At 56.1% G+C, this 25,331-nt stretch carries 17 protein-coding genes and 1 tRNA gene; 10 read left to right on the plus strand and 8 right to left on the minus strand.

The window, feature by feature from the left end:
* The first annotated feature begins 55 nt into the window (after positions 1 to 55).
* Positions 56 to 418 (plus strand): phosphoribosyl-AMP cyclohydrolase, encoded by a 363-nt coding sequence (gene hisI, locus ACIRQ6_RS07685; RefSeq protein ID WP_420863544.1) that lies wholly within the window; start codon positions 56 to 58, stop codon positions 416 to 418.
* Here hisI and gluQRS read toward each other — a convergent pair.
* The 6 genes from gluQRS to ACIRQ6_RS07715 all read right to left on the minus strand — a co-directional run bounded on the left by gluQRS (position 405) and on the right by ACIRQ6_RS07715 (position 7,142).
* On the minus strand, positions 405 to 1,253 hold the full coding sequence (gene gluQRS / locus ACIRQ6_RS07690) for a tRNA glutamyl-Q(34) synthetase GluQRS (protein ID WP_420863545.1): 849 nt from the start codon (positions 1,251 to 1,253) through the stop codon (positions 405 to 407). The genes hisI and gluQRS overlap by 14 nt on opposite strands.
* Complete coding sequence (locus tag ACIRQ6_RS07695) at positions 1,250 to 1,849, minus strand: class I SAM-dependent DNA methyltransferase (protein WP_420863546.1); 600 nt, start codon at positions 1,847 to 1,849, stop codon at positions 1,250 to 1,252. The genes gluQRS and ACIRQ6_RS07695 overlap by 4 nt, the downstream gene beginning before the upstream one ends.
* Positions 1,850 to 1,868: 19 nt before the next feature.
* Positions 1,869 to 3,227, minus strand: coding sequence for a methylenetetrahydrofolate--tRNA-(uracil(54)-C(5))-methyltransferase (FADH(2)-oxidizing) TrmFO (gene trmFO / locus ACIRQ6_RS07700; protein ID WP_420863547.1), 1,359 nt, complete (start codon positions 3,225 to 3,227; stop codon positions 1,869 to 1,871).
* 19 nt (positions 3,228 to 3,246) lie between these two features.
* On the minus strand, positions 3,247 to 6,003 hold the full coding sequence (gene gyrA, locus ACIRQ6_RS07705; protein WP_420863548.1) for a DNA gyrase subunit A: 2,757 nt from the start codon (positions 6,001 to 6,003) through the stop codon (positions 3,247 to 3,249).
* Positions 6,004 to 6,097: 94 nt separating this feature from the next.
* On the minus strand, positions 6,098 to 6,553 hold the full coding sequence (locus tag ACIRQ6_RS07710) for a disulfide bond formation protein B (protein WP_420863549.1): 456 nt from the start codon (positions 6,551 to 6,553) through the stop codon (positions 6,098 to 6,100).
* Between the two features lie 10 nt (positions 6,554 to 6,563).
* Positions 6,564 to 7,142: a YqaA family protein gene (locus tag ACIRQ6_RS07715; protein WP_420863550.1), complete on the minus strand. Its 579-nt coding sequence runs from the start codon at positions 7,140 to 7,142 to the stop codon at positions 6,564 to 6,566.
* Positions 7,143 to 7,245: 103 nt separating this feature from the next.
* Here ACIRQ6_RS07715 and ACIRQ6_RS07720 point away from each other — a divergent pair, with 103 nt between their 5' ends.
* From ACIRQ6_RS07720 to ACIRQ6_RS07760, 9 genes are all read left to right on the plus strand, one after another.
* The gene (locus ACIRQ6_RS07720) at positions 7,246 to 8,109 is read left to right on the plus strand and encodes a neutral zinc metallopeptidase (RefSeq protein WP_420863551.1); all 864 of its coding nucleotides are present in this window, start codon (positions 7,246 to 7,248) and stop codon (positions 8,107 to 8,109) included.
* 81 nt (positions 8,110 to 8,190) lie between these two features.
* Positions 8,191 to 9,234, plus strand: a complete 1,044-nt coding sequence (locus ACIRQ6_RS07725; RefSeq protein WP_420863552.1) for a TRAP transporter substrate-binding protein — start codon at positions 8,191 to 8,193, stop codon at positions 9,232 to 9,234.
* A 69-nt stretch (positions 9,235 to 9,303) separates the two neighbouring features.
* A complete protein-coding gene (locus tag ACIRQ6_RS07730; protein ID WP_420863553.1) occupies positions 9,304 to 9,873 on the plus strand; it encodes a TRAP transporter small permease in 570 nt (189 codons plus the stop codon).
* Positions 9,870 to 11,222, plus strand: coding sequence for a TRAP transporter large permease (locus tag ACIRQ6_RS07735; RefSeq protein WP_420863554.1), 1,353 nt, complete (start codon positions 9,870 to 9,872; stop codon positions 11,220 to 11,222). The genes ACIRQ6_RS07730 and ACIRQ6_RS07735 overlap by 4 nt, the downstream gene beginning before the upstream one ends.
* A 76-nt stretch (positions 11,223 to 11,298) precedes the next feature.
* Positions 11,299 to 11,384: transfer RNA gene (locus tag ACIRQ6_RS07740), tRNA-Leu, on the plus strand.
* Positions 11,385 to 12,251: 867 nt separating this feature from the next.
* The gene (locus tag ACIRQ6_RS07745) at positions 12,252 to 17,264 is read left to right on the plus strand and encodes a beta strand repeat-containing protein (RefSeq protein WP_420863555.1); all 5,013 of its coding nucleotides are present in this window, start codon (positions 12,252 to 12,254) and stop codon (positions 17,262 to 17,264) included.
* Positions 17,213 to 18,568, plus strand: coding sequence for an Ig-like domain-containing protein (locus ACIRQ6_RS07750; RefSeq protein WP_420863556.1), 1,356 nt, complete (start codon positions 17,213 to 17,215; stop codon positions 18,566 to 18,568). Before ACIRQ6_RS07745 ends, ACIRQ6_RS07750 begins: the two co-directional genes overlap by 52 nt.
* A gap of 5 nt (positions 18,569 to 18,573) precedes the next feature.
* Positions 18,574 to 21,729 (plus strand): Ig-like domain-containing protein, encoded by a 3,156-nt coding sequence (locus ACIRQ6_RS07755; RefSeq protein WP_420863877.1) that lies wholly within the window; start codon positions 18,574 to 18,576, stop codon positions 21,727 to 21,729.
* 152 nt (positions 21,730 to 21,881) lie between these two features.
* Positions 21,882 to 22,307, plus strand: a complete 426-nt coding sequence (locus ACIRQ6_RS07760) for a hypothetical protein (protein ID WP_420863557.1) — start codon at positions 21,882 to 21,884, stop codon at positions 22,305 to 22,307.
* Here the strand turns inward: ACIRQ6_RS07760 and ACIRQ6_RS07765 are convergent.
* On the minus strand, positions 22,304 to 22,915 hold the full coding sequence (locus tag ACIRQ6_RS07765) for a nucleotidyltransferase family protein (RefSeq protein WP_420863558.1): 612 nt from the start codon (positions 22,913 to 22,915) through the stop codon (positions 22,304 to 22,306). The genes ACIRQ6_RS07760 and ACIRQ6_RS07765 overlap by 4 nt on opposite strands.
* Positions 22,887 to 25,295: a GcvT family protein gene (locus ACIRQ6_RS07770; RefSeq protein ID WP_420863559.1), complete on the minus strand. Its 2,409-nt coding sequence runs from the start codon at positions 25,293 to 25,295 to the stop codon at positions 22,887 to 22,889. The genes ACIRQ6_RS07765 and ACIRQ6_RS07770 overlap by 29 nt, the downstream gene beginning before the upstream one ends.
* Between the last annotated feature and the right edge of the window lie 36 nt (positions 25,296 to 25,331).

The raw sequence follows: 25,331 nt of genomic DNA on the forward strand, positions 1-25,331 counted from the left end.
TCTGCGTGGTGTCATTCTAAGTAAGGCGAAACCCGCGCAATGCAAAGGATTGACCATGGCTTTTGATATCGCAAGCTTGAAATTCAACGAAGCTGGCTTGATCCCAGTGATTGCGCAGCAACATAACACGGGCGAGGTCCTGATGATGGCATGGATGAACGCCGAGGCCATCGCTAAGTCGCTGGAAACCCGACGCGTCACATATTGGAGCCGCTCGCGCCAACAGTTTTGGATCAAGGGCGAGACCAGTGGCCACACACAGGCCCTCATCGACATGCGGATTGATTGTGATCGCGATTGCATTTTGGTCTTGATCGATCAGGTGGGGGCGGCCTGCCACACCAATCGTCGCAATTGCTTTTACACCTCTGTCATTGATGGGTCCGAGGTCGAGCTGATCCGTCCTATGGTTGACTAAGCGCAATCACTTGTTCAGCTGTTAATCCTTGATCTCGGTAGGTTGCTATCGCGCGGGCGTCATCGCGTTTTGCCAGACGTTTGCCCGCATTATCGCGTACAAGGGCGTGATGGTGATAGATCGGTGTCGGCAGTATCAGCAGATTTTGCAAAACGACATGGATCGCCGTGGCCTCGAAAAGGTCCGCGCCGCGCACCACATGGTTGATGTTTTGGTGTGCGTCGTCCAGAACCACGGACAAATGGTAAGACGTCCCCATATCGCGCCGCGCCAAAACAATGTCACCGACCGTGTTAATAAGATCATCATGGCTCAGGCGGATGGTTTGATCAAAAAGACCTGTCTCGACAAACGCAAGGGACGTGCAGACCTGTAGAGCGCGCGCCATATCTAAACGCAAAACCGAATTGTCGGACATTTGACTGGGGCGGGGTTTGGTGCGGCAGGTGCCTGGATAGACTAACCCGTCAGGTCCCACTGGCAAAGGTGATCCTTCTTGTGGGGCACCCAAAGCCTCTTGAATATCGCGGCGGTTACAGGTGCATGGGTACAGCACCCCAAGGTCCCATAACTGTTGGAGTGCCGAGCGATAGGCGGATATGCGGCTTGATTGTCTCAGCACCGCCTCGGCCCATGTCAGCCCCAACCATTCCAGATCTGCATAAATCCGATCTTCCCAAGTGGGCTTTGATCGTTGCCGGTCTATATCCTCGATCCGCAACAAAAACTCACCGCGGGCCTGTTGTGCCATTGTCCAGCCCAGCCAAGCTGAATAAGCGTGGCCCAGATGCAACGGGCCGGTTGGGGATGGGGCAAATCGTGTGCGAAAAGTCAATTCTTTACAAGCACATATATCATAGAGTTCAAGTTAATTCCTGGCAAGTGATCACCATAGTCCTGATAGACCAAATGGGCTGTTCTTGCCCTCAGAACTGCCTCCACTTTCGTGGCGAATTCGGGGTGATCTAAAGCATGATCATTGAACGATGTGGCAAAGACACCGCCTGGTTCCAACGCATCTAGAATTTGATCAAAGGTCTCGATAGGGGCCGCACCAGCGCCAATCACGCCAATCGCTGCAATCGCGTCGTAACCCGTCGGCACATAGCCCGGCTCAACCACGGCCAAATTGTCATGGGCATTTTTATGTTTTGCCTGTTCGAGCATATCCTGCGAGATGTCGCAGCCATCGATCTGCTCAAATCCCGCAGCACGCAGGGCGAGGCCAGACAGGCCTGTGCCACAGCCAAAATCTAAAAGTCTGACATTTGATGGGACGACTTTTGCCAGAGCTTCGGCAATCCGGTTGTGGGTCACATAGCCGTTGTCAGACACTTCTTGATCATAACTTTTAGACCAATCGGAATAGAGCTGCTGCGTGGCCTCTACACCGTCGAGGTCATAAGCTTTGTCGAGAAAGGTTTTACTCATGCAGGCAGTGTAGACGCGACTATTCCGCAGCGTCCAGTGCGGAATGCCCCAGCCAGCCTTGCCAGCAGGCTTTGGCCCGATCTGTATAGGCTTTGTAGCGTTCGGCACGGCGTTTGCGGCCGCCTTTGATGCCTTCAATTGGCGGAAAGAGGCCAAAGTTGACGTTCATGGGCTGGAATGTTTTGGCCTCGGCATCGCCCGTGATATGGGCCACCAAAGCGCCCATGGCCGTCTCACGCGGTGGCGCGGGCAGGGGCGCGCCCAGCATTTCGCTTGCCGCCATGCGACCGGCCAATAGGCCCATGGCAGCGCTTTCTACATAGCCTTCAACGCCAGTGATTTGGCCTGCAAACCGCAGATGCGGCATTGATTTCAAACGCATTTCGCGGTCCAGCAGGGTCGGTGAGTTGATGAATGTATTGCGGTGAATGCCACCCAGCCGGGCAAATTCCGCGCCCTCAAGTCCTGGGATCATCCGCAGCACTTCTTTTTGCGCGCCGTATTTCATCTTGGTCTGGAAACCTACGATATTGAACAGTGTCCCCAGCGCATTGTCGCGCCGCAATTGCACGACCGCATAGGCATTCATGTCGGGGTTATGGGGATTGGTCAGGCCCACAGGCTTCATCGGGCCAAACCGCAGCGTCTCGCGCCCGCGCTCCGCCATCACTTCGATGGGCAAGCAACCGTCGAAATAGCCTGCAGTTTCGCCCTCTTTGAATTCGGTTTTGTCCGAGGCAAGAAGCGCATCGATGAATGCCTCATATTGCTCTTTGGACATGGGGCAATTGAGGTAGGCTGTGCGTTCTTCCTCGGTCTCGCCTTTATCATAGCGCGATTGCATCCATGCTTTGGACATATCGATGCTGTCCGCATAGATTATTGGCGCGATGGCATCAAAGAAAGCCAGCGATTCCTTGCCAGTAGCGGACGCAATTGATGTGGCTAGATCGCCCGAGGTCAAAGGACCTGTCGCAACAATCCATGTCCCTTCGGAGGGCAAAGCATGGATTTCATCGTAGCTGATTGTGATGTTGGGATGGGCCTTGATCGCGGCAGTAACACTTTCGGCAAAGGGTTCGCGATCCACAGCCAATGCACCGCCTGCTGGAATACGATGTTTTTCGGCTGTGGCCATGATCAAACCATTTGCCGCCCGCATTTCCCAATGCAGCAGGCCAACCGCGTTTTGTTCGTCATCGTCTGACCGGAACGAGTTTGAACACACCATTTCCCCCAGATTGCCCGTCTGATGGGCAAAGGTTTCAACCTTGGGGCGCATCTCATGGATCACCACTTGGACACCCATATTGGCGGCTTGCCACGCAGCCTCGCACCCGGCCATACCGCCGCCGATAATGTTCAAAACATTTGTCATACAATTGGCCCTAACAGGGTTAATCTTCTGTTGCCTCAGACGTCGCGTCAGGGGCATCCTCATCGCCTTGCTCTGGGATATAGGCCACAGAGACCACTTCTTCACCCTTGCCAGTGTTAAATACTTTTACACCGCCCGCACTGCGAGACCGGAACGAAATGCCGTCAATAGGCACTCGGATTGACTGGCCCTGATTGGTCACCAACATGATCTGATCGTCCAAAATCACAGGGAAAGAGCTGACGACAGGACCGCCGCGCATGGCTTTGTCCATGGCCGTGACCCCCATGCCGCCGCGTCCGCGTACGGGGTAGTCGTGGCTGGACGACAGCTTGCCCGCGCCTTGGGCCGTGATTGTCAGGATCAAGTCCTCAGCCGCTGACATTTCCGCGTAGCGCTCTGATGAAATGGCACCAGCGACCTCTTCCTCATCGCTTTCATCTGCATCATCGGCCAAACCGGCCACGGCACGGCGCATTTTGAGATAGCCTGCACGTTCCTCAGCCGTGGCATCAAAGTGGCGGATCACAGCCATTGAAACCACAGTATCCGAGCCGTTCAGCTTGACCCCACGCACCCCGACAGAGGCGCGCGAATTGAACACGCGCACATCTGTGGCAGGGAAACGGATCGCGCGACCCGAATTGGTCACCAGCATCACGTCGTCCTCATTCGAGGCGATACGCGCGTTGATCAGGGTTGTCTCGGCGTGCTCATCCTCGAACTTCATCGCGATTTTACCGTTGGATTTGACGTTGGTGAAATCCGACAGCTTGTTGCGGCGCACGGTGCCTGCGGAGGTCGCAAAGACCACCTGCAATTCATCCCATTCTTTTTCATCGCGATCCACTGGCATGATAGCGGCGATAGAGACGCCCTGTGGGATCGGCAGAATGTTAACGATGGCTTTGCCTTTGGAGGTGCGGCCCCCTTGGGGCAGGCGCCACGCCTTCAATTTGTAGACCATGCCGTCAGTCGTAAAGAACAGCAATTGCGTGTGCGTATTGGCCACAAAGAGGGTGGTGACCACGTCCTCTTCTTTGGTCTGCATGCCGCCGACGCCTTTGCCGCCACGCCGTTGTGCGCGGAAATCGACCAGCGGTGTGCGTTTGATGTAGCCGCCAGAGGTGATAGTGACCACAACGTCTTCACGTTCGATCAGATCCTCGTCTTCCATATCGCCGGACCAATCGACAATTTCAGTGCGACGGGGCACAGCGAACTGGTCGCGCACTTCGGTCAATTCCGAACCGATAATCCCCATGATCCGCTCGCGAGAGCGCAAGATATCAAGGTATTCCTGGATCTTTCCGGCCAGTTCTTCCAACTCATCCGTCACTTCTTTGACGCCAATCTGGGTCAAACGTTGCAATCGCAGATCCAAAATAGCTTGGGCCTGAATGCGCGACAGGTTATAAGTGCCGTCTTCATTGGCCGTGTGGGTCGGATCATCGATCAAGGCGATATAAGGCAGGATTTCTGCCGCAGGCCAACGCCGCGTCATCAGCTTTTCACGGGCCTCACCAGCGTCCGCAGATTGGCGAATGGTGTTGACGACCTCGTCGATGTTGGTCACTGCCACGGCCAAACCACACAGCACATGACTTCGTTCACGGGCCTTGCGCAATTCAAAGGCAGTGCGCCGCGCGACCACTTCCTCGCGGAAGGCGATGAACGACGTCAGGAAACGGCGCAGGGTCAGTTGTTCGGGGCGTCCACCATTCAAAGCCAGCATGTTACAGCCGAAATAGGTCTGCATCGGCGTAAAGCGGAACAGTTGGTTCAGCACGACCTCGGCGGTTGCATCGCGTTTCAGTTCAACAACAACCCGCACACCATTGCGGTCGCTTTCGTCTTGGACGTGTGCGATGCCTTCGATCTTTTTGTCCCGGGCGGCCTCAGCGATTTTCTCAATCATCGAGGCTTTGTTTACTTGGTAAGGAATCTCATCAATAACAATGGCATAGCGGTCTTTCCTGATCTCTTCCACACGGGTTTTCGAGCGGATGATCACCGAGCCGCGACCTTCGATATAGGCTTTGCGCGCACCACTACGGCCCAGCATAATGCCGCCTGTGGGGAAGTCAGGACCGGGGATATAGTCTATCAATTGCTCGGATGTCAGATCAGGATCCTCGATCAGGGCGAGCGTGGCATCAATCACTTCGCCCAAGTTATGAGGCGGAATGTTGGTGGCCATACCAACGGCGATCCCTGCGGCCCCGTTTACCAGCATATTCGGAAAGCGTGCAGGCAAAACTGTGGGTTCACGTTCTTTGCCGTCGTAATTGTCCTGGAAATCAACGGTTTCTTTTTCGATATCCGAGGTCAGGGATTTCGCGACCTTGTCCAGACGGGATTCCGTGTAGCGCATGGCCGCAGGATTATCGCCGTCCATGGACCCAAAGTTGCCTTGCCCGTCGATCAGGGGCACAGACATGCTGAAATCCTGCGCCATACGCACCAGTGCGTCGTAGATCGCGCTGTCCCCGTGGGGGTGGTAGCTGCCCATCACATCGCCCACAGATTTGGCCGATTTGCGGTAGGATTTGTCGTGGGTGTAGCCCTTCTCGTACATCGAATAAATGATGCGCCGGTGCACTGGTTTTAACCCGTCGCGCAGGTCCGGGATCGCCCGGCTGACGATCACTGACATGGCGTAGTCCAGATAGGCCGTTTTCATCTCGTCCGTGATCGAGATTGAGGGGCCGTCATATTCGGGCCGCTCAGGAGGCATTTCATCTGTGTTTTCAGGGGTTTCGGGTGTGTCGTTCACGTTGTAATCCGCCCAGTGTGCTTTTTAGCTATATTTTGTTGATCAATAACTATCAGACCCCATGGGTGGGGTGCAAGCCGCAAGACGAAGGGGCTTAGGCGCGTTTGGCGGCAGCGATCCAAATGAGGACCAAACCTGCGGAAAAGATCGCATTCCAACTGGCCATGGACACGCCTAGAAAGGCCCAGCTGACTTGGTCGCACATGACCAGAAAATCACCGTCGGTGGACAGCAAATCTGCGCCCGATAATCCACTCAGCGCGCCTGATCCCGTGCACGACGATGGGCCTTCCCACCAGCCTTTTTCAACACCGGTGTGGAACACACCCACAGCCGAGGTGACAAAGGCGGCCGTTGATCCCAGAAGGTAGTAGATTTCTTTGGGCCGCAGAAAGATCAGCACACCCAACACAATTGCGATGTAGTGGGGCCAACGTTGCCAATGGCACATCTTGCAGGGCGGGTAGCCCATAAACTCGAACATCCAAGCGCCAGCGATCAACAGCAGTGACCCGCCAGCGGCGAATAATCCAAGTGTGCGTGCGTCCATTTCAGGCCTCTTACAGGAATTTCAGGGCGTAAAACCCACCCACCAATAAGATGACGAACAATGTGAACATCAAGCCCAAACGCTTTTCTATGAAATCACGAATTGGTGCGCCAAATTTCCACAACAGGCCTGCAACGATAAAGAACCGCAAACCACGCGCGATAATCGACGTGATCACAAAGGTCCCCAGTGGCATGGCAGACCAGCCCGACATGATCGTAATGATTTTGTAAGGAAACGGCGTCAGCCCAGCGATCAAAACGGGCCAAAAGCCCAGATCGTTAAAACGTTCGTTAAACCGGACAGCTGCGTCTTCTTTGCCCAAGGCCGTCAGAATCGGCTCACCGATGCTTTCAAAGGCGAACATACCGATACCATAGCCCAACAAGCCGCCCAAAACCGAGGCCACCATGGCCACACCCGCGATTACAAACGCACGGCTGGGACGGGCGAGGATCATCGGGATCATCAGCACATCTGGTGGGATCGGAAAGACGCTGCTTTCGATAAAAGACACAAAGGCCAGCACCCACAATGCGCGGGGGTGGTCGGCCATGGACATAGTCCAATCATAAAGACGCTTAATCATGGCCGCCTTGCAGCATACCCCTGCCTGCGCGTCAACTGCGCAAAGGCTTGGCGCGGCAGGGTCGGTTGGATAAGATGCCAATAAGTAACAAGGGGTAAGCGGTATGAAATGGCAAGGCAGACGCGGCAGTCGTAATATTGAAGATCGACGCGGATCCAGTGGGCGGTCAGGGGGACGGGCCTCGGGTGGGGCCAAGCTTGGCGGGGTTGGTCTTTTGGCCGTGGTATTGATCGGCTATTTCCTTGGGATTGATGTCTCGCCCCTGTTGAACGGCGAAAACGTACAAACCAGCGCAGGCTCGGCCGAAATTACCGAGGCCGATCAGCAAGCGGCGCAATTTGTGTCCGTGACCTTGGCCGACACCGAAGAGGTCTGGTCCGAGATTTTCCGCACTCAAGTTGGCCAAGCGTATACGCCCGCCACACTTGTGTTGTTCAAAGGCGCTACAGCCAGTCCTTGCGGCGGGGCCAGTGGTGCGTCCGGTCCGTTTTACTGTCCTGCGGATAAAAAGGCCTATCTGGACACAGATTTCTTTACCACGCTTTCGCGACGTTTGGGTGCCAGCGGTGATTTCGCAGCGGCCTATGTGGTGGCCCATGAAATTGCCCATCACGTGCAGAATGAGTTGGGGATCTTGGGGCAAGCCAACCGTATTCGTCAGCAATCCTCGCAGGCCGAAAGCAACGCCATCTCCGTGCGCATTGAATTACAGGCCGATTGCTATTCCGGCATCTGGGCGCGCTATGCGCAGGACCGGCTTGGCACGGTAGAGAAGGGCGATTTGGCCGAGGCGCTGAATGCAGCCAAGCAGATTGGCGACGATACCTTGCAATTCAACGCAGGCCAGCGCCCAAATCCGCACACATTTACCCATGGCACCAGCCAGCAACGCCAAGATTGGTTCGAACGCGGATATCAAACGGCCGATATCCGTCAATGTGACACCTTTAGTGCGCAAAATCTGTGATGCGTCACATTTAGCGGTTTTTGGTTACAAACATCGGTGCTAGCCTTTTCCCAGAACAACAGTTTGGGAGGACACTATCCAATGAAACGCCGTCTATTTAACACGCTTTTGGCCAGCACAGTCGCCTTAGGCGTTGGTGCAGGCTTTGCCGCGGCCCAAGAAGTCACTTTGCGGTTCCAGCACTTTTTGTCGCCAAAGGCCTCGGTGCCTGCGAATTTCATGCAGCCTTGGGCTGACAAAATTTTGGAAGAAAGCGGTGGGCGTCTCAAGATCGAGCTGTACCCGGGGATGCAACTGGGTGGTGGCCCCCCCGCGCTTTATGACCAGATCCGCGACGGCGTGATCGATGGTGGTTGGGCATTGCCAGGCTACACACCGGGTCGTTTCCCCGAAACAGAAGTGTTCGAACTGCCATTCATGACTTCAATGAGCGCTGAAGACACCTCGCGCGCGTTTTGGGCCTATGCCGAAGACAATTTGATGGAACGCATGGGCGACGTGCAGTTGCTTGCAGTTCACGTGCATGGCCCTGGGGTGGTGCACAAAAAGGGCGGTCCGATCATGTCCAAGGCCGACTTTGAGGGCCTCAAATTGCGTGGCCCTTCGCGTCAGGCCAACAAACTGTTGGAAAGCCTTGGCGCCAGCACCGTTGGTATGCCAGTGCCCGCCTTTCCGGAGGCTCTGTCAAAGGGCGTTGTACAAGGCGGCGTGATCCCGATGGAAATCGTGCCACCGCTGAAAGTACATGAACTGACTGACAGCCATTCGATGGTTCCGGGTGACCGCGCACTCTATAACACCACCTTTATCTGGGCCATGAACAAAGCAGCGTATGATGGCTTGCCAGCAGACCTTAAGGCCGTGATCGATGCCAACTCTGGTGCGGACACATCGGCTTGGGCCGGGCGCGCTATGGATGCAGGCGACGATGTGGGTACCAAGATTGTCGCAGACAGCGGCAACAAAGTGCACACCATCAGTGACGAGCTGACAGCAGAAATGAAGGCCATTGGGGCCACCCAAGTGACCGACTGGATCGCCGAAGTCACAGCCAAGGGCCTCGACGGGCAGGCTTTGGTCGACCAAGCGCAGGCGTTGATCGCTCAAAACGATGGCGGCAGCTAAGACTGTAAACCAATTGAACTAGGCTGTGGGCGCATCTAAGGGTGCGCCCACAGCATTCTAAAAGGCACGATGATGGCAGTTTTCCCTCAATCCCAAGCACGCGTGGGCGTGGCAATGGCGCATCTGTCGCGCCTGTTGGCCTATGCAGGTGGTATCATTCTGGTGGCTATGGCTATGGTCACTGTGGCCTCGGTCATCGGGCGCTGGATCAACACCGGCCCCTTCAGTGCAATCGCAGGAGATTACGAACTGATCGAGGCAGGCTGTGCCATCGCGATCTTTGCATTTCTACCGTGGTGCCATTTGAACAAGGGCCATGTGACGGTTGATTTGCTGGTGGATCAGTTCCCGATTGTCGTGCAACGGGTGCTAACGCTGATTGGGGATATCCTGATCGCCTTTATCGCGGTCATCATCGTCTGGCGCTTTTACTTGGGCTGGGCAGAGAAGTTTCCGTATTTCAGCCAAGCTTGGCGCGACCGTTTGTCTATGGGCTACAAACCGTTCTTTCCTGAAACCACCTATGAGTTGGAGATCCCCGTGTGGATCCCTATGGGGGCCGCGCTGATCGGGGCAGGGGTGTTTTGCCTCGTCTCGCTCTATGTGGTCTGGCGCAGCCTGAACGAGGTCACATCATGAGCGGTCTGGAAATCTCGCTCACTGGGTTTGCCTTGATGTTGGGGGCGATTTTTTTGCGGGTGCCGATTGCCGTGGCCATGGCCGCCACAGGTTTTATTGGTATCTGGATTTTACGCGGCAGCCCTGTGGCCCCGCTGGCGCAGATGAAGACGTTGCCGTATGACACGTTTTCCAGCTATTCACTGACGATTGTGCCGCTGTTTTTGTTGATGGGGCAGTTTGCCACCAAGTCCGGCATGTCGGCGGCACTGTTCCAAGCAGCCTCTGACTGGCTGGGGCACAGGCGCGGTGGTGTGGCGATGGCTGCCGTTGGGGCCTGTGCGGGGTTTGGGGCCGTATGCGGATCCTCTTTGGCCACGGCCAGCACAATGGGGCAGGTGGCCCTGCCGGAAATGCGCAAGCGCGGCTATTCTGATGCGCTGTCCACAGGCGTTCTTGCGGCGGGCGGCACATTGGGGATCTTGATCCCACCCTCCATCATTTTGGTGATCTATGCGATCTTGACGGAACAAAACATCGTCAAGATGTTTATTGCGGCTCTCGTGCCGGGGCTGTTGGCGGCAGCAGGCTATATTGTGACCGTGGCGATCTATGTTCGGGTCAGGCCCAATGCCGCGGACCGTGCGCCGCGGGTCCCCATGGCCCAGCGGATGCGGTCACTTTATGGGACATGGCCGGTTTTCGCGATCTTTGGCTTGGTCATGTACGGCATCGCAGGGGACTGGGATTGGTCCAATCCTGGGCCTGATGCCCTTTTCACACCCACTGAAGGGGCGGCTGTGGGGGCAATCCTGACCGGGCTTTACGGCTTTGTGCGGCGCGAAATGGGATGGCAGGATTTTCTGGATGCGATCCTTGAAGCAGGCAAAGCCAGCGGCATGATATTTTTCATCCTTTTGGGGGCGGGATTGTTCAATGCGTTTTTGGCCACCACCCAAGCCCCCCAAGCCATGGCAGAATGGGTTGTCACCCAAGGCTATGCACCGATGACGGTGCTGATCGCCATATTGCTGTGCTATCTGGTGTTTGGCTGTGTCATGGACAGCCTGTCGATGATCCTGCTGACGATCCCAATCTTTTTCCCTATCATCGAGGCTTTGGATTTCGGCCTCAGTGCGGAATACACCGCCATCTGGTTTGGCATCCTCGCGCTGATTGTGGTTGAGGTGGGACTGATCACGCCGCCTGTGGGCATGAACCTCTTTATCATCAACCAAGTGGCCAAAAATATCCCCATTGCCAAAACCTATTCCGGGGTGACGCCTTTTGTGATTTCGGATCTGATCCGCGTGGTGATTTTGGTGGCTTTCCCTTCGATCACCTTATGGCTTGTCGGGGTGATGTTCTGATCTTTTGTGGATTTGCGAAAAAAACCGGAAAAGCGCGTTGACGGCACCGACGCTGGGCGGTACGAGAGCGGCCAGTGCCGATGTGGCGGAATGGTAGACGCAGGGGATTCAAAATCCCCCGCCTTCACGGGCGTGAGAGTTCGAGTCTCTCCATCGGCACCACCGCAAACCCCAATTGGGTAGCCCAGCTTTCGGGCAGACAGACGGGCCAAGGGATTGTGGCGGGAATAAGGCCACAAGCAGCCACAAGCAGCCTCAGGCAATCACGGCCAAATCTTACCGGCTTGCGTAAATGATTCGTGAAATTGTGGCGTTATTTACCTCCTGAACTGCTCCAATGCGTCAAAACCGGTGAAATTGTTGCGCGGTTTTGATTTATTCCGCTAGGTCATTTTGTGCCCATTTGGCACGTCTGGATCCGCAAACTATTGCCGATTGTTTCTAAATTTGGGCCAATATTGTTAACCACCCATATTGTTCTCAGCGGGGCAATTGCATCGCATTTGATATACTTTGCCAATTAAACAAGGTTTTTCATTGCCTTAGGTCAATGCGTCAAATTTAACTTGTTGTTTACAGAGCTTAAACAACCAGATCCAAAAACGCCTGATTTTTAGGCAACCCTTTATACACGTTTACGTTGAGGCAACTCTTCTTACTTTTTCCCTCTTGGTGATGGGTACCGGTTTCCTCTAGAACACCATCAAGCCCAACTGGGGGGTGATGTTTGTAGGCCACGGGGGCGGCCGCACGATTTATGCAACTCTGCCGTTGCAAAGGATTGTGTGCCGCGTGTCAGAAATGACTTTCGTGGTGTGTTGAGTAAGCTAAGCGCTGCTTTGCGCTTTGTCTCTTAGTACACCATAGCGCCACCATCTCCTTTCCATGCAGGGTCGGTCCGTGCGGTTCGCCCGGCCTTTGATATCGCTCCTTTAGGCGCTCAGGACATGTGTGTGTCTTGATCGCCTTTTGTATGGGTGCATGTAATTTGGTCGCGGCGACGTGATCAGGGGAAACTTGGAGACGGTTATGCCGAATGTACTTTTAGACTTTAACAATCTCAGCGCAGGCGACATTGTTAACAATCAATACAGCGCCAATGGGGTGACCATCTCGTCCGCGAATGCTGCCAACCCAGTGATGATTTTCGATACAGATAATCCAACGGGTGGGGATCACGACCTCGAGACAAACAACCTCGGCAATGTCCTGATCCTGTCTGAAGACGGCGACAGCAACGATCCCGATGACGAAGCCCACGGCGGTAAGTTTATCTTTGAGTTTGATCAGCCGACCAAAGTGATCAACTTCAACGTTCTCGATATTGAAAGCCCGGGCCAAGTTTGCCTGTGGGACGCAGATGGTAACCTGATGGCGGTTCTTCCCCTGACCACCACAGGTGACAACGGCCAAGGCGTCATGGATGTGAACTACGACAATGTTGCCAAGATGGAGGTCGTGCTGAACGGCTCGGGCGCCATTGACAATATTTGTTTTGAAGAAGTCCCCGCAGCCGATGGTTTGGACGGCGTGGTTGAAGGCAGCAATGACGACGATGTCATCGATGCCAACTACGCAGATGATCCAGACGGTGACTGTGTCGACGCCAATGACCAGATCCTGCCAGGTGAAGGTCAGAACGACGATATCATCGACGCACTGGGCGGCGACGATATTGTAAAAGGTGGTGCTGCCGATGACGAGATTTACGGCGGCTCCGGCGATGACTGCATCGAAGGCAACGACGGCGACGATATTATCTATGGCGACAGCAACTACGCAGGCCCGGCGGCCGGTGTCGCCTACCGCGAAAGCTTTGAGTGGGACCAATCCCCCGATGCGACTGGCAACAACGCCGATATCCATGGCTTTACCCAAAACACTGGCAATGTTGACGTCGAATTCTCGATCCTCAGCAGCGGCGGCAATGCAGCTACCCAATTTGAAAGCAATCATCAGCTGACGTCGGGTATCGATGATGGCGACGAAAACATTGCTGAAAACAGCAGCCTGTATTCCGTCACCAATGGCGAAAGCGGCTCGGCTGGTTACAAACTGAACTTCTCGAACGAAGTTGAAAACGTCGAATTCCGCGTCAACGACGTGGACGGCGACGGTGTTGTGCGCATCCGTGCGTTTGACGCCAACAACAACCCTGTTGTTGTCAACCTCAGCGTTGGACCAAAAGTCACATTGAATGGCGACACTGCCAGCAGTAATGGCGGCTATGCCCCTGACAACTCTACAGAATACTCGGTCTTGGTTACAATTCCCGGCCCTGTGTCGATGATCCGTTTGGACCACACACAAGACGGCCATGAAAACTCGGGTATCAACGTCACTGACGTCTATTTCGACGCGCCAGTCATCGATGACGGTGTGGGCGGTGACGATAAAATTCTTGGCGGCGCTGGCGACGACATCATTTACGGTGAAGGCGGCAACGACAATCTGCAAGGGAACGAAGGCAACGATACCATCTACGGTGGCGACGGCGATGACATCATCGACGACGCAACAGGTGCAGATCAAGGTACGGGCCAAGACGTCTTTTACGGCGGTGCTGGCAACGACACTCTCTATGGCGGCCTCGACAACGACACACTTTACGGCGACGAAGGTCATGACCGTTTGGTCGGTGAAGAAGGCGACGACACGCTCTTTGGGGGTGACGGCAACGATCGCCTTGAAGGCGGCGACGGCGACGACCGTCTTGAAGGTGGCGACGGCAACGACATCCTTCTGGGTGGCGCAGGCGACGATGTTGCCATTGGTGGCGCTGGCAACGAAGAGATCTGGATGGGCTCCGGCGACGATGTGGTCGACGGCGGCACAGGTAATGATTGGATCCACGGCCAAGACGGCGACGACACCCTTGATGGTGGTGACGGCGATGACATGCTCTTTGGCGAAGACGGCAATGACACCCTGATCGGTGGCGCTGGCGACGACATGATCAAAGGCGGCAAAGGCGACGACATAATCACAGGCGGCGAGGGTGCAGACACCATCGGCGGCGGCGACGGTGCGGATACAATCATCGGCGGGACCGATGGCGATGTGATCGATGGTGCCACAGGCGGCAACGATAACGATACACTGGATCTGCGCGACGTGGGCCCGTTCCGCATCATCAACGAAACAGTTGACGACGACAACGACAGCACCAGCGGCACAGTTCAATTGTTGGACGACGACGGCAATGTGACCGGCACCTTCACTTTTGAAGAGATCGAAAACATCCTCGGCACGCCGGTTAATGATGACCCAACAGCCAACGACGACAGCGCAACTGTTGAGGAAAATGGCACGGTAGATTTCGTTGTTACAGGCAACGATACAGATCCAAACGGGGACGACGTCGAAATCCTGTCGATCGACGACAGCGGTACTCAAGGCACGTTCACTGTTAACCCCGACAACGATACGATCTCTTATGATCCGGGCACAGCCTTCGATGATCTGGCTGAAGGCGAAACCGCTACTGAAACCATCACCTATACAATCACCGACGGCAACGGCGGGACAGACACTGCGACATATACCGTAACGATTACAGGCAGTAACGATGGCCCCGTGGCTGTAGATAACAGCTACCAATCCACTCAGAACGATCCGGCAAATGATGTTGACGGCAATGTTCTGGACGACGCTCCAGGTGCTGACAGCGATATCGACGGTGACGAAATCCGCGTAATCTCGGTCTCCAATGGGGCTGACACCGATACAATCGATGATCCTTTTGGTCCTTTCGGTTCAGGTGCAACGGTTGATGGCGACAATGGTGGCACGATCACCGTCAACAATGGCGGCAACGTGTTCTTTGATCCCGATGGTGATTTTGATGAGTTGGGCGAGGGTGAAACAGCCCAAACCAGCATCACCTATACCATTTCCGACGGCAATGGTGGTACGGATACGGCGACGGTTACGTTCACTGTGACGGGCACAAACGATGCGCCGGTTGCTGTGTTGGACGAAGACGCGACGGATCAGGATACGGTGATCACTCTGGACAATGTTCTGGGCAATGACAGCGATCCTGAAGGCGACGACCTGACGGTTGGGTCGGTTGAGGGTGACGATGGCAACGTGGGCGAACCTGTCGAAGGCTCGAACGGCGGCTTGATCACGATCAACGAAGACGGCACCGCCAGCTTTGACCCCAACGGCGACTTTGATGAGCTGGGCGAAGGCGAAACCGCACAAACCCAAGTGACCTACACCGTCACCGACGGCAAAGGCGGCACCGACGAGACAACCGTCACAATCACAGTCACAGGCACCAACGACGCGCCAATAGCTGTGACCGATACAGCCGAGACCGACGAGGACACATCTGTGACCATCGACGTGTTGGGCAACGACAGCGATCCAGAGGACGACACGTTGACGGTGATCGGCGATCCAACAGCGCCAAACGGCACGGTTGAGATCAACCCGGACGGCACGCTGGAATACACGCCGGATCCCGACTTCTCGGGTGAGGACACGATCACCTACACGATCTCTGACGGCAATGGCGGCACCGACACCACCACGGTCACAGTGACAGTGGGCGAGGTCAACGATGGTCCCGATGCCACCGATGACACAGGCACTGCCGACGAGGACACAATCACGCCTCTGGACAATGTTCTGGGCAACGATAGTGATCCCGAAGACGATCCGCTGCAAGTCTTGGAAGTGGGCGGCGAGGCCCCTGGCACGCCGGTTCCGGGCGACAATGGTGGTCTGATCACGATCAACGAAGATGGCACAGCCAGCTTTGATCCAAACGGCGCGTTCGAAGAGCTTGGCGAAGGTGAAACCGCAGAAACCACAGTGACGTACACGATCACTGACGGCAACGGCGGCACGGATGAAGCCACTGTCACCATCACGGTCACAGGTGTGAATGATGCACCAAATGCCGTGGACAGCAGCTATTTTGTCTCGCAAGACGAAGCCTTTGGCGACGTGGATGGCGATGCAATCACCGACGACACTGGCGACGGTGTGGACAGCGATCCAGAAGACGACACGCTGACAGTTCTGGAAGTTGACGGCGACGACGACAATGTGGGCAGCCCTGTGGCTGGCGACAATGGCGGTCTGTTCGTGATCAACGCAGACGGCTCGGTCGACTTTGACGCCAATGGCGAGTTTGACGATCTGGGTGCCGGCGAAAACGCAAGCACAACAGTGTCTTACACGATCACTGACGGCAATGGTGGTACGGATACGGCGACGGTTACGTTCACTGTGACGGGCACAAACGATGCGCCGGTTGCTGTGTTGGACGAAGACGCGACGGATCAGGATACGGTGATCACTCTGGACAATGTTCTGGGCAATGACAGCGATCCTGAAGGCGACGACCTGACGGTTGGGTCGGTTGAGGGTGACGATGGCAACGTGGGCGAACCTGTCGAAGGCTCGAACGGCGGCTTGATCACGATCAACGAAGACGGCACCGCCAGCTTTGACCCCAACGGCGACTTTGATGAGCTGGGCGAAGGCGAAACCGCACAAACCCAAGTGACCTACACCGTCACCGACGGCAAAGGCGGCACCGACGAGACAACCGTCACAATCACAGTCACAGGCACCAACGACGCGCCAATAGCTGTGACCGATACAGCCGAGACCGACGAGGACACATCTGTGACCATCGACGTGTTGGGCAACGACAGCGATCCAGAGGACGACACGTTGACGGTGATCGGCGATCCAACAGCGCCAAACGGCACGGTTGAGATCAACCCGGACGGCACGCTGGAATACACGCCGGATCCCGACTTCTCGGGTGAGGACACGATCACCTACACGATCTCTGACGGCAATGGCGGCACCGACACCACCACGGTCACAGTGACAGTGGGCGAGGTCAACGATGGTCCCGATGCCACCGATGACACAGGCACTGCCGACGAGGACACAATCACGCCTCTGGACAATGTTCTGGGCAACGATAGTGATCCGAAGACGATCCGCTGCAAGTCTTGGAAGTGGGCGGCGAGGCCCCTGGCACGCCGGTTCCGGGCGACAATGGTGGTCTGATCACGATCAACGAAGATGGCACAGCCAGCTTTGATCCAAACGGCGCGTTCGAAGAGCTTGGCGAAGGTGAAACCGCAGAAACCACAGTGACGTACACGATCACTGACGGCAACGGCGGCACGGATGAAGCCACTGTCACCATCACGGTCACAGGTGTGAATGATGCACCAAATGCCGTGGACAGCAGCTATTTTGTCTCGCAAGACGAAGCCTTTGGCGACGTGGATGGCGATGCAATCACCGACGACACTGGCGACGGTGTGGACAGCGATCCAGAAGACGACACGCTGACAGTTCTGGAAGTTGACGGCGACGACGACAATGTGGGCAGCCCTGTGGCTGGCGACAATGGCGGTCTGTTCGTGATCAACGCAGACGGCTCGGTCGACTTTGACGCCAATGGCGAGTTTGACGATCTGGGTGCCGGCGAAAACGCAAGCACAACAGTGTCTTACACGATCACTGACGGCAATGGTGGTACGGATACGGCGACGGTTACGTTCACTGTGACGGGCACAAACGATGCGCCGGTTGCTGTGTTGGACGAAGACGCGACGGATCAGGATACGGTGATCACTCTGGACAATGTTCTGGGCAATGACAGCGATCCTGAAGGCGACGACCTGACGGTTGGGTCGGTTGAGGGTGACGATGGCAACGTGGGCGAACCTGTCGAAGGCTCGAACGGCGGCTTGATCACGATCAACGAAGACGGCACCGCCAGCTTTGACCCCAACGGCGACTTTGATGAGCTGGGCGAAGGCGAAACCGCACAAACCCAAGTGACCTACACCGTCACCGACGGCAAAGGCGGCACCGACGAGACAACCGTCACAATCACAGTCACAGGCACCAACGACGCGCCAATAGCTGTGACCGATACAGCCGAGACCGACGAGGACACATCTGTGACCATCGACGTGTTGGGCAACGACAGCGATCCAGAGGACGACACGTTGACGGTGATCGGCGATCCAACAGCGCCAAACGGCACGGTTGAGATCAACCCGGACGGCACGCTGGAATACACGCCGGATCCCGACTTCTCGGGTGAGGACACGATCACCTACACGATCTCTGACGGCAATGGCGGCACCGACACCACCACGGTCACAGTGACAGTGGGCGAGGTCAACGATGGTCCCGATGCCACCGATGACACAGGCACTGCCGACGAGGACACAATCACGCCTCTGGACAATGTTCTGGGCAACGATAGTGATCCCGAAGACGATCCGCTGCAAGTCTTGGAAGTGGGCGGCGAGGCCCTGGCACGCCGGTTCCGGGCGACAATGGTGGTCTGATCACGATCAACGAAGATGGCACAGCCAGCTTTGATCCAAACGGCGCGTTCGAAGAGCTTGGCGAAGGTGAAACCGCAGAAACCACAGTGACGTACACGATCACTGACGGCAACGGCGGCACGGATGAAGCCACTGTCACCATCACGGTCACAGGTGTGAATGATGCACCAAATGCCGTGGACAGCAGCTATTTTGTCTCGCAAGACGAAGCCTTTGGCGACGTGGATGGCGATGCAATCACCGACGACACTGGCGACGGTGTGGACAGCGATCCAGAAGACGACACGCTGACAGTTCTGGAAGTTGACGGCGACGACGACAATGTGGGCAGCCCTGTGGCTGGCGACAATGGCGGTCTGTTCGTGATCAACGCAGACGGCTCGGTCGACTTTGACGCCAATGGCGAGTTTGACGATCTGGGTGCCGGCGAAAACGCAAGCACAACAGTGTCTTACACGATCACTGACGGCAATGGTGGTACGGATACGGCGACGGTTACGTTCACTGTGACGGGCACAAACGATGCGCCGGTTGCTGTGTTGGACGAAGACGCGACGGATCAGGATACGGTGATCACTCTGGACAATGTTCTGGGCAATGACAGCGATCCTGAAGGCGATGACCTGACGGTTGGGTCGGTTGAGGGTGACGATGGCAACGTGGGCGAACCTGTCGAAGGCTCGAACGGCGGCTTGATCACGATCAACGAAGACGGCACCGCCAGCTTTGACCCCAACGGCGACTTTGATGAGCTGGGCGAAGGCGAAACCGCACAAACCCAAGTGACCTACACCGTCACCGACGGCAACGGCGGCACCGACGAGACAACCGTCACAATCACAGTCACAGGCACCGAAGATGGTCCTGCGGCAGAGTGTGATCACCTCGTTGTAACGCAAGACGAAGATGCGGGCGACGTAGACGGCAATGTTCTGGACAACGACAGTGATCCAGAGAACGACGATCTGACGGTTATTGGCGTCAATGGCGACGACACATTGGTCGGCACGCCCGTGGCAGGCGACAATGGTGGCCTGATCACAATCAACCCGGACGGCACTTATGACTTTGATGCCAATGGTGAGTTTGATGATCTGGCACCGGGTGAAACCGAAACCACTGAAGTCAGCTACACAATCACCGACGGTAATGGCGGTCAGGACACAACCACAGTTGTGATCACTGTTCTGGGCACCAATGACGATCCAGTGGCTGTGGATGATCTGGACAGCACCGACTTTGAGACACCTGTCACAATCGACGTGTTGGGCAATGACAGCGATCCAGAAGACGATCCGCTTTCGGTTCTGCCAGGCACAGTGACTGCCGAGAATGGCACGGTTGAGGTTAATCCAGACGGCACTCTGGAATATACGCCAGATCCTGATTTCTCTGGTGTGGATACGATCACCTACACGATTACTGATGGTAACGGCGGCCAAGACACGGCCACTGTTTCGGTCACGGTTGGTGAGGATCCCCGTGACGGCATCGTGTCGGGCACAGACGGCGACGATCTGATCGATACGGATTATGTGGACCCCAACGATGGCGATGTCATTGATGGCGAAGACGCGATCCTGCCGGGTGAAGACCCCAATGATGACATCGTTGAAGCTGGCGACGGCGACGACACTGTGATCTCGGGCGATGGGTCGGACACGGTCTATGGTGGTGACGGCGATGATGTGATCGACACATCTTCGAACAATCCGAACCCGTTGACTGATCTGGGCTATCCGGACACTGATCCGAACACTGTTATTCCGTTCATTCCTGCGGATGAGGATCCGTTTGACGATCGTGATACAGTCTTTGGCGGCGACGGCAATGACACCATCACAACCGGCGATGACGAGGACTACATCGAAGGCGGTACAGGCGACGACATCATCGACGGTGGTATCGACGCAGACACCATCCTTGGTGGCGACGGCGACGACCGGATTGTTGGTGGCGAAGGCTCGGACATCATTGACGGTGGCGACGGCGACGACACGATCTACGCAGGCATCGACCCCGATCTGGGCTTCCCTGACAATCTGGATATCCCAGATGAGGGCGCTAACCCGCTGATCGGTGACGATCTTGTGCCAAACAACGGCATGGACATCGTCAACGGTGGTGACGGCAACGACACGATCTTTGGTGCAGACGACGATGACACCCTCAACGGTGACGCAGGCGATGACTTTATCGACGGCGGCATTGACGATGACACGATTGACGGTGGAACAGGCAACGATGAGTTGATCGGTGGTCATGGCGACGACACCATCACTGGTGGCGACGGCGATGACATCCTGTCCGGTGGCGCTGGCGAGGATACGATGGATGGTGGCGATGATCGCGACACCTTCGATCATATCACGGCTGGTGACACCATCGACGGTGGTTCGGGTGGCGACGACTACGATGTGCTGGATCTGCGCGGCTCTGCCGGGGATGGCAGCCTGAACGTGGTCTACACTGGTCCCGACAGCAATGGGAACGGCTTTGACGGCTTTGTGGAGTACAAGGATGCAGACGGCAACGTCACGGGCACCACGACCTTCACCGAAATCGAAGAAGTCATCCCATGCTTTACACCGGGTACACTGATTGCGACGCCACAAGGCGAACGTTTGGTCCAAGATTTGCAAGTTGGTGACAAGATCATCACGCGTGACAACGGCCTGCAGGAAATCCGGTGGATGGGATCAAAAGACCTGACTGGTGCGCAACTGATGTCCAGCCCACACCTCAAGCCGGTTCTGATCCGCGCTGGGTCCTTGGGCAATGGTCTGCCAGAGCGCGACATGATGGTCTCGCCAAACCACCGCATGCTGATTTCCGGTGATCAACCGCAACTGTACTTCGAAGAAAGCGAAGTCCTTGCTGCAGCCAAGCATTTGGTTGATGGCGCAGGGGTGCAGGTGGTTGATGTGGTGCGGACCAGCTATATCCACTTCATGTTCGATCAACACGAAGTGGTGCTGTCGGATGGCACATGGACAGAAAGCTTCCAGCCCGGGGATTACACCCTCAAAGGCATCGACGATGCGCAACGTGACGAAATTCTGGAACTGTTCCCAGAATTGGCCAAGGCAGAAGGTCTGCAAGACTACGCAGCCGCACGCCGCACGTTGAAAAAGCACGAAGCCAAACTGCTGGCCAAGTAATATGCAGCTATACCGTCCCGGTTTTCATCGGGGCGGGCAGCACGAAAAACGGAGGACCTCCAGTGCCCTCCGTTTTTTTGTGATTTTTCCCCTTTATGGGTGTTGCTCCTGCGTTACCCTTGATCCCAGAAAATTATAAAAGGGCGAGGGCCATGCAACGACCATTTCATTTGACGGCTATGACAATTTTGGCGCTTCTTTGGTTCGCCTTTGCGGGCGTCGACTACATCCTCACACAGTACAATATCGCTGCATACCTCGAGGCCTATCCGGTCGAGCAGATCACCTATTTCACCGAACTTCCCTTTGTAGCCAATGGCTTATGGGGTTTGGGCACGTGGTCTGGTGTATTAGGTGCAATTTTGCTGTGGATGCGTGAAGACAAAGCTGTGTTTGCCCTGGCGCTGGCCTTTTTCGCGCTGATTGCAGCAGTGCTTTGGCTGGTCTTCTTTACGGATCCGGGCCTTTATGCGGTGGCAGGGCCCAAGGCTGCGACGGTATTGTGGATGATGTGCGCAATGAATTTCATCTTTTTCATCTACGCCCGCGAACAACGCCAAAACGGGCTGCTGACTTAGCGGGATTTGCGCCACGCGGCCCAATCTTGGGGGCTGTCAAGATCCAGCAGGGCGCGGGTGCCGGATAGCGGATACAGAGCGTGGGATTTTGCGTGGCGTTTGATCACAGCGGCCGCGCCCTTGTCACCGCTGAGCAAGTGAAAATCACCATAGGTCTTGCGGTGAAAAATAACCGGATGTCCGGCTTGTCCATCCGCGCTGGCACCCTGCAGCACCGCGAGACCGCTGGCGCGAAACACAGCGGCCAATGTGGCTATATCTTGGCCCGTGATATCCGGCATATCTGCAGGGACGATCATCAACGCCTTAGCGTCTTTGGCATGCGTCACGCCAGCCTTCAGCGAGGCGGACATGCCATCGGCCCAATCGGGGACAGGCACCGCGGTGACGTGCAAACCCTGAAGGGCCGAGGCACGCGGATGGTCCAGCGCGGGTAACGTGACGATCACGTGATCACTGGCTTGCAACGCTCGTCGTGCCATATGCCGCAAGCAGGGCTGGCCATCAACATCCTGCAACAGCTTATCGGCGCCTTGCATACGGGATGAAGCCCCAGCAGCGGGCAAAAGGATCGCCAGATCAGCCACGCATGCGTGCCCCGTCTGCATCAAAAAGCGGCTCGGTGATCAGTTTCGCAGGCCGTAACGATCCCAGAATTTCGATCTGCGCCTCTAGGCCGTTTTTGGCTTTGTCTCGTGGGATCAGAGCCATGGCGATGGATTTGCCCGCATAGTGCGAATACCCACCTGAGGTGCAGAAGCCTTGGACTTCGCCGTCGATGAACACTGGCTCATACGCCACCACATCTGCGTCCTCTGCGTCGACCTCGAAACTGACCAACTGGCGGGCAGGGGGTGTGGCCCGTTCGGCCTCTGCCGCAGCCCGGCCATTGAAATCCACGTTTTTCTTGAAGCTAATGAAACGATCCAATCCCGTCTCTGCCGCAGTGTAATCAGGCGAAAATTCGGCCATCCATGAGCCAAAGAATTTGTCCAGCCGCAACGACATCATCGCCCGCATTCCAAAGGGCCGGATATGGTAAGGCTGACCAGCGGCCCACAGAGTTGTCCACAGGCTTTGTTGCTGCATGGGGTCGCAATAGATCTCGAACCCCAGATCGCCCGTGTAGCTGACCCGTTGCACCACGCAGGGTACCAATCCAACCACGATTTGACGCACATCCATGAACTTCATTTGGCTCAAATCATAGCGCGTGCAGCCCTGTAAAACCTTGCCTGCATTGGGGCCAGCCACCTGAAATCCGTTCCATTTATCGCTTATATTGTCGATACTTACGCCGCTATCCTCATGTTGTAAAAACCAGCGCCAGTGATAGGCTTGCGAGCCATAAGATGCGGTCAGCTGAAACTTGTCCTCGGCCAAACAAGAGACTGTGAAATCGCCAATGAGTCGGCCCTTATGGGACAACATGGGCGTGAGCGACAACCTACCGATTGTGGGGATGCGGCCCGCCATGATTTTATCCAGCCACGCGCGCGCATTTGGACCGCGGACTTGGTACTTGCCAAAGTTATGCACCTCGTTGATGCCGACGCTGTTGCGCACGGCCATGACCTCGCGTTTGGTGGCCTCCCATGCGTTGGAGCGGCGGAATGACGGCGTCTCGAACCGTGGTTCATCGCCTTGGGCAAAGTAATTTGGCACCTCCAACCCGTATTGCGCCCCCCAAACTGCGCCCATTTGGTCAAAGGTCTGATACATTGGCGTCTGCATCATGGGCCGCGCCGCGGGCAGTTCCTCGTTCGGGTAACTTACGCTGAACCGGCGCTGATAATTCTCGATCACCTTGGGTCGGGTGTAGCCCGGGCTGATCCAATCGCCAAAGCGGGCACAGTCCATGGCAAAGGTGTCGCGTTCTGTCTCGCCCTCGATCATCCATTGGGCCAACATCAGGCCCACGCCGCCGCCTTGGCTGAACCCTGCCATCACCGCACAGGCCGACCAATACCCACGCATACCGGGCACAGGACCTACCAGCGGGTTGCCATCGGGCGCAAAGGTGAACGGCCCATGGATCACAGACTTGATGCCAGCACGTTCCAGAACGGGGAAGCGTTTGTAAGCGAAATCGACCGAAGCCTCGACCTTGTCCAGATCATCTGGCAACAACTCGTGACCAAAGTCCCACGGCGTGCCATCCACCGCCCAAGGTTTACAGGGTTGTTCATAAAACCCGATGCATAGACCGCGTCCTTCTTGGCGCAGATAGCTTTCACCGGCAGGATCCATCACATGGGGATGCTCGGTATCGCGTTCGTAAATTTCTGCAATGTCCTCGGTCACAAGGTATTGGTGTTCCATCGGGTGCAGCGGGAAATAAACACCCGCCATCGCCCCGACTTCGCGCGCCCAGAGACCTGCGGCATTGACCACATGTTCGGTGTGAATAGTGCCCCTGTCCGTGACCACATCCCATGTGCCATCGGGGCGTTGGGTGGTTGCCGTGACTTTCGTGTGGGTCTCTATGGTGGCGCCACCCATCCTAGCGGCCTTGGCATAGGCGTGGGTGGTGCCCGAGGGATCCAAATGCCCGTCCAGCGGATCATAAAGCGCGCCAAGGATGCCGTCGGTATTGGTGATCGGGGCGATTTTTCGGATCTCATCTGGCGTGACGATTTCTGTCTCAAGGCCCATATAGCGGTGCTTGGCCCGTTCCGCGACCAGCATATCAAAGCGTTCTTTGGTGTCTGCCAGCGTCACACCACCCACATGATGCAAGCCGCAAGACATGCCGGTGATCTCCTCCAACTCACGATAAAGCTTGATCGTATAGCCCTGCAACGCGGCCATATTCGTGTCGCCGTTGAGTGTATGAAACCCACCAGCTGCGTGCCACGTGGACCCGCTTGTCAACTCGGACCGCTCCAGCAACATCACATCAGACCAGCCCAATTTGGTCAGGTGATACAACACCGAGCAGCCCACAACGCCGCCTCCGATCACAACAACGCGGGTGGTGGTTTTCATGGGCGCAATCCTTCCTCAAAGTTGCGGTCAGACTAA

Origin of the sequence: Algirhabdus cladophorae (assembly GCF_044772865.1) — a bacterium.
In the GTDB taxonomy this organism is placed as follows: Bacteria; Pseudomonadota; Alphaproteobacteria; order Rhodobacterales; family Rhodobacteraceae; genus Algirhabdus; species Algirhabdus cladophorae.